The organism is Pseudoalteromonas sp. MMG010, assembly GCF_018100905.1.
Classification (GTDB): domain Bacteria; phylum Pseudomonadota; class Gammaproteobacteria; order Enterobacterales; family Alteromonadaceae; genus Pseudoalteromonas.
Genome location: NZ_JAGJEG010000007.1, coordinates 191817 through 198372 on the forward strand (window position 1 = coordinate 191817; position 6556 = coordinate 198372).

The following is a 6556-nucleotide window of genomic DNA, read 5'->3' on the forward strand; positions in this document are numbered from 1 at the left end:
TCTAGGTTATATTCCCTAAGTAATATTCCTACTTTTACTCTAAAACAACAAAAAAGCCGAATATACGCACAGTATATTCGGCTTTTATCGGTTGTGAACTCTTTACTCTGTTGGCGTGGTCTCACCGTTTAGCGCTTCGTAAGGTGCCAATCCACCCCCTAATACCTTATATAAAGTGATGCGGTTTTCTAAATCACTTTGGCGTGAGGTGATCAAGGACTGTTGCGCACTGTACATAGTACGCTGCGATTCAAGCGCCTCTTGAAAGCTGTCTACACCATTTTCATAGCGTGAGAATGACAAATTATAGCTGCGTGTTGCAGCCTCAGCTAAAGCATTATCTGCATCAAGCTGATCTTGTATTGTCGCCCGCCTAGCCAACGCATCTGCAACTTCTGAAAATGCACTTTGAATTGTATATTCGTAAGCCGCTAAATACTTTTGCTGTTGTGCTTCGCTATACGCTAAATTAGCTTTATTTTCGCCGCCATCAAAAATAGGTAAACTTATACTAGGTGCAATATTCCAAATTGAGCTGGCTCCACCGCTGAAAATATCAGATAGCACAGAGCTGGCTAATCCGCCAGTAGCCGTAAGCGAAATGGTAGGGAAAAAAGCGGCTCGCGCTGCACCAATGTTGGCATTTGCCGACTTTAAATCGTGCTCAGCTGATAACACATCTGGACGTTCGAGTAACACAGCTGATGACACGCCTGCAGGCACATCAGTCACTAATGCTTCGCTTTGAGGTAAGCTGTAGGCCAATAAGCTCTCATCTAATTTATCACCAACTAATAAACGCAGTGCATTTAAATCTTGTTCAACTTGTGTTTTATAACTGGCAATATCAGATAAGGCTGAATAATACACTGTTTCAGCACTCGCTACATCAATTCGGGTATCAACCCCGTATGATAAACGCTTATTAGTTATAGCTAATGCACGCTCTGCATTGGCTGCCGTTTCTTCAGCTAAACTTAATAAATTGCTATCGGCAGACAAAGTTAGCCAAGCATTCGCCACTTCGCCAATTAAGGTTATTTTAGTGGCTTTTGCTGTTTCGGCACTGGCGAGATATGCTTGCATTTCTGCCTCAGATAAACTGCGGTTTTTACCAAATAAATCTATTTCGTAACTGCTAAAGCCACCTTCAGCCTCGTAAGTCGTAGAAATTTCTCCACTAGAGGATTTAGTCCGGTTACCCGATAAACTCACATCAACATCTGGAAATAAATCCGATTTTTGGATGCGATAAGTCGCTCTAGCGGCCTCAACATCGGCCAATGCTTCGCGTAAACTTCGGTTATTATTTAACGCTAATTCAATAACTTGCGTTAAGCGTTGATCTTTAATAAATGTTTGCCAAGGAATGTCGAGCGCTTGTTGTGACGACAATCCTTGAGTGCTTTCCAGTGCTTTAACTTGCCACTGACTCGATTCTGCGGCTTGTGAGCGCTCATAATCGGGCATCATTGTACTACAACCTGCCAACATCATTGCGCCAACCACTGGCAATAATATGAACTGTGTACAAAGCGAGCTACGCTGTTTTACTGATTTTTCCATTTTATTTTCGCTGCTTATATTAAGCTGATTGAAAACCTTACTCATGGTCACTCTCCACTTGTTGTGTTGGTTGCACGAGTGTTTGTTGCTGTTCACCATCATCGCCGTAAACTGGACGACGGCTAGGGAATAAACCACGAACTAATACAAAGAACATAGGTACTAAAAATATGCCCAATATTGTTGCAGTAAAAGTACCACCTAAAATCCCCGTACCAATCGAAATACGGCTGTTTGCTCCTGCACCCGTCGATACTGCAAGCGGTAAAATACCAAACATAAAGGCCAACGATGTCATAATAATAGGACGTAGTCTTAATTTCGCCGCATTAACTGCTGCATCAAATAATGACATGCCTTTTTGATATGATGCTTCAGCAAATTCGACAATAAGTATGGCATTTTTGGCTGAAAGACCAATTGTAGTTAACAATGCAACTTGGAAATAAATATCATTTTCTAAGCCACGCAGGGTCGATGCTAATGCCGCCCCCACTAGCCCCAATGGGATAACCATAATAACCGAAAACGGTACAGACCAACTTTCATATAAAGCAGCTAATGCTAAAAACACCACTAAAATAGAAATCGCGTACAACATCGTTGATTGTCCACTCGAAATTTTTTCTTGATACGATAATCCACTCCATGAGTAAGACAATTTACCTTGTCCAACCTCATCGGCTAAGCGCTCCATTTCGGCCATAGCCTGTCCAGAACTCACACCACTGGCCGCTGAACCTTGAATTTGGTACGACGCAATACCATTAAAACGCGATAACGTTTGCGGCGCACTTGACCAACTTGAAGAGCTAAAAGCTTCAAATGAAGTCATTGTTGTATCGCCATCGGCATTTTGTCCTCGAACATACCACTGGTTTAAAGCTTCTGGTGTTGCACGATATTGTGCGTCACTTTCTATGTATACCTTTTTAACTCTGCCATCATCGATAAAATCATTAACATAAGAGCCTGCCCACGCAGAAGTTAATGTGGATGACACGTCTGACAAATCTAAACCCAGCGAAGTGGCTTTTACATTATCTATTTCGATATTAAGTTGTGGCGTATCACTTAGTGTTCCTTCACGTAAACTATTAAGCAATTGGCTTTGTCTTGCTTGTACTAATAATTTATTTTTAAGCTCAGTTAATTCAGCTCGGCTAGTGCCTGCTGCAGCTTGTAGTTCAAACGTAAAACCATTACTTTGCCCAAGCCCTTGGATTACGGCTTGCGATAAGGCAAATACACTAGCATCACGAATACCCGATAAATTTTTGTTAATACGCCCGATTAATGCATCAGCACTTTCATCGTCTTCAGTACGGTCATCCCATGGGTATAACGCCACAAAGCCCATACCTGCATTTTGTCCAGTACCCGAAAAATTAAAGCCCGAAATAGCAAATGCTTTATTTACCACCTCATTTTCTTCAGTTAATAAGTATTCTTGAACTTGGTCAACAACAGCACGAGTGCGCTTAATTGATGCCCCTTGAGGTAAGTTCACTTGAAACATAATACTGCCCTGATCTTCATTGGGCAAAAAGCCTGTAGGCATACGAACAATAAGTACGCCAAGTACACCAATGATCACAGCATAAACCACAACCCAACGTAACTTTTTGTTGATAATTCGCCCTACTTTACTCGAATATGACTCTGATAGCTTATCGAACATTGTGTTAAAACGAGTAAATAAAGAAATACGTGATGTAGTGCCATTTTTCTTCGGTGTTTTATGTTTAAGAAAAGTGGCACATAAAGTCGGACTAAGGGTAAGTGCAACAATAACCGATAAAATCATTGAAGAAACAATCGCAACAGAAAATTGCTGATAAATTACACCTGTCGAGCCGCTAAAAAATGCCATGGGTAAAAATACCGCAGATAATACGACAGCAATACCAATTAACGCTCCGGTTATTTCCGACATCGATTTTATTGTCGCATCACGAGGAGATAGGTTTTCTTCTTCCATTAAACGTTCAACATTTTCTACCACCACAATAGCATCATCAACGAGTAAACCTATCGACAAAACAATACCAAACATAGTTAATGTATTAATTGAAAAACCAAATGCCGATAACACACCAAAGGTACCGAGCAATACAACCGGTACTGCAATTGCAGGGATAAGTGTTGCGCGCCAATTTTGTAAAAATAGCCACATAACTAATACAACCAGTATTACGGCCTCACCTAGGGTATGCACCACTTCAGAGATTGAAATTTTAATAAAATTAGTGCTATCGCGTGGAAAGGCAATATCGTAACCATCGGGCAAACTTTGCTGTAATTCAGCTACTTTATTTTTTACTGCCGTCGCTGTGTCTAATGCATTAGCACCAGGCGATAACATAATTGCAATACCAGATGAAGGATGGCCATTTAATTTTGAAATGATATTGTAACTCTCACTACCTAATTCGACACGAGCTACATCACTGAGTAACACGCTGGCACCCGTGGCATCATATTTTAAAATAATATTTTTAAACTGCTCTGGTTTAGACATCATAGATTGCGCTGTCACCGTTGCATTTAATTCTTGATTAGCCAAAGAAGGGCTTGCGCCAATATTACCTGCCGCTACTTGTACATTTTGTGTCTCTAACGCACTAGACACATCAGAGGGCATAAGTTCATAAGCAGCCAGCTTTGTTGGATCTAACCAAATACGCATAGCATACTCAGAACCAAACACTCGGGTATCACCTACACCTTCAACACGCGCTAACGCATCTTCAATATTTGAAGAAATATAATCCGATATATCCGATGCGGTAGATTGATCTTTGCTGTCATATAGTGCAACAACAAGTAAAAAGTCGGTATTTGACTTAGTAACCGTCACACCTTCAGATTGAACTGATTCAGGAAACCTTGAGGTAACTTGCTCAACCTTATTTTGTACCTGAACTTGTGCATAATCTGCATCGGTATCTTGTTCAAATGTAATATCTACCGAAGCAGAGCCATCTGAAGTACTCGAAGATGAAAAATAGAGCAATCCATCTAGTCCGGTTAACTGTTGTTCTAAAATTTGGGTAACACTGTTTTCTACTGTTTGTGCATCGGCACCGGTATAGGTTGTACTTACACTAATTACAGGTGGTGCAACACTTGGATATTGTGCAATAGGAAGCGACATTATAGATGCGATTCCACTGAGCATAATAATAATTGATATTACCCAAGCAAAGACTGGGCGGTCGATAAAAAAGCGTGCTAGCATAAATTACTTGCTCCCAGCTGTAGCCATAGCTCCAGCGTTATCAGCTACAACAACCATTGTGCCATTTTGATCCATTTCAACTTCTACGGGTTTCACTTCACTACCAGGCCCTACCTTTGCAGAACCTTCAACAAGTAACTTGTCATTCACAGCCAGTCCACTGGTAATTACCCATTTATTGCCAGCGGTACTGCTGGTTTCGACGACCCGTTTTTCAATTTTATTTTCTGAAGAAATAACATATGCGTAGGCTTGATCTGTTGAACTATGATAAATACCTTGCTGAGGAACTAAAATAGCATTTTCATTGACCGCCTCACTTATCGTGGCACGTACAAACATACCCGGTAACAGTAAGCCATTTGGATTTGGAAATTCAGCACGTAAAGTAACGGCACCAGTAGATTCGTCAACCGCAACTTCTTGCACTTTTAACTCTCCTTCATGCTCATAAACACTGCCATCTTCAAGTGTTAACTTCACCCGAGCAGTACCTTGTTTTATATCGCTTTGACGCATTAATTTACGTAATTGTAATAACGCTTTACTGCTTTTAGTCATATCAACATAAATTGGATCTAACGCGCGAATTGTTGCAAGAGCGGTATCTTGTTGTGCTGTTACTAACGTACCAGGGGTAACTTGAGAAATACCAATACGACCCGAAATAGGCGCTAATACTTGACTATATTCTAAATTAATAGAAGTTGTTTCTAATGCAGCCTGATACATTTCGATATCGGCTTTCGCTTCTAGATGTTCAGCATGTGCATCGTCAGCATCTTGCTGAGATACCCCTTCAATTTTTAATAAGTTTGCGTAACGTTCATCTTTTAATTGAGCTGATGCCAATGCCGCTTTTGCACTATTTAAAGTAGCTTTCGCTTCGTTATAAGCCGCTTGATAACTTTTTGGATCAATTTGATATAAAGTTTGCCCTTGCTCTACCTTTTGCCCTTCATTAAAAAGCCTCGTTTGAATAATACCACTTACCTGAGGACGAACTTCAGCCGACAATGATGCCGATACCCTACCTTGTAATTGGGTTTCAATTTTATGTTCTGAGCTTGCTACATTAATATAAGATACTTCAGTAATACGTGGCCCTTGGGGTATGTTAGGTTGTTCATCACAACCATTTAGTAACAGCAATGTAATCATTGCAAAGCCAATAGAGGCCAATGGATACATCTTCATATAGCAGTCCTTATATTCAAGTAAATTGGTTTTCAATTGGTCCGCACTGTGTATTGCGGACCTATAATAGGCAAACAATATAATTGTATAGGTTAAGAATGGGTTAATGTGTATAAAACTTTAGTTTAAATGCAAAAAATAAAACACTTTCTATCTTCATGTAAAAAATAAGCTAACTTAAAGCTTTGATTTATAAACAAAAATTAGAAAAGGAATAAGTTGTGAAGAAAAACAAGAATAAAGATGACACCCATCTAAAAATTAAAAAAAAATAAAGATGAAATAAAGATGACACCCATCTGAAATAAAGATGACACCCATCTTAATTTATCTGTTCAAACTGTATTACAAACATTAAAAGTGAACCGGGAAATTTATTTTTTGCTATACAAAATAAATTAAGCTTTAAAATAGGCGCATTAAAAAAATAAAACTCAAATAACAGCCATGAAAATGCCTGTATTATTTAGTGGAAGTACTTAAGAATTGATTGGGCTTTATGCAAATAATTTTTCGCAGTTACTAATGCTAGCTCGCCGTTTACGCTTTAAG

General features: G+C 39.5%; 3 protein-coding genes. All 3 read right to left on the reverse strand.

Annotation, left to right across the window (positions count from 1 at the left end; all coding sequences use genetic code 11):
• Nucleotides 1–102: 102 nt before the first annotated feature.
• Nucleotides 103–1494 (reverse strand): efflux transporter outer membrane subunit, encoded by a 1392-nt coding sequence (locus J8L70_RS09700; RefSeq protein ID WP_211055380.1) that lies wholly within the window; start codon nucleotides 1492–1494, stop codon nucleotides 103–105.
• Nucleotides 1495–1603: 109 nt separating this feature from the next.
• The gene (locus J8L70_RS09705; RefSeq protein WP_211055369.1) at nucleotides 1604–4807 is read right to left on the reverse strand and encodes an efflux RND transporter permease subunit; all 3204 of its coding nucleotides are present in this window, start codon (nucleotides 4805–4807) and stop codon (nucleotides 1604–1606) included.
• A 3-nt stretch (nucleotides 4808–4810) separates the two neighbouring features.
• On the reverse strand, nucleotides 4811–6004 hold the full coding sequence (locus tag J8L70_RS09710; RefSeq protein ID WP_211055370.1) for an efflux RND transporter periplasmic adaptor subunit: 1194 nt from the start codon (nucleotides 6002–6004) through the stop codon (nucleotides 4811–4813).
• Between the last annotated feature and the right edge of the window lie 552 nt (nucleotides 6005–6556).

Excerpts from the sequence above, each read along its gene's own strand:
- J8L70_RS09700 (WP_211055380.1), bottom strand. The coding sequence starts at position 1,494 with ATGTTGGCAGGTTGTAGTACAATGATGCCCGATTATGAGCGCTCACAA.
- J8L70_RS09705 (WP_211055369.1), bottom strand. The coding sequence starts at position 4,807 with ATGCTAGCACGCTTTTTTATCGACCGCCCAGTCTTTGCTTGGGTAATA.
- J8L70_RS09710 (WP_211055370.1), bottom strand. The coding sequence starts at position 6,004 with ATGAAGATGTATCCATTGGCCTCTATTGGCTTTGCAATGATTACATTG.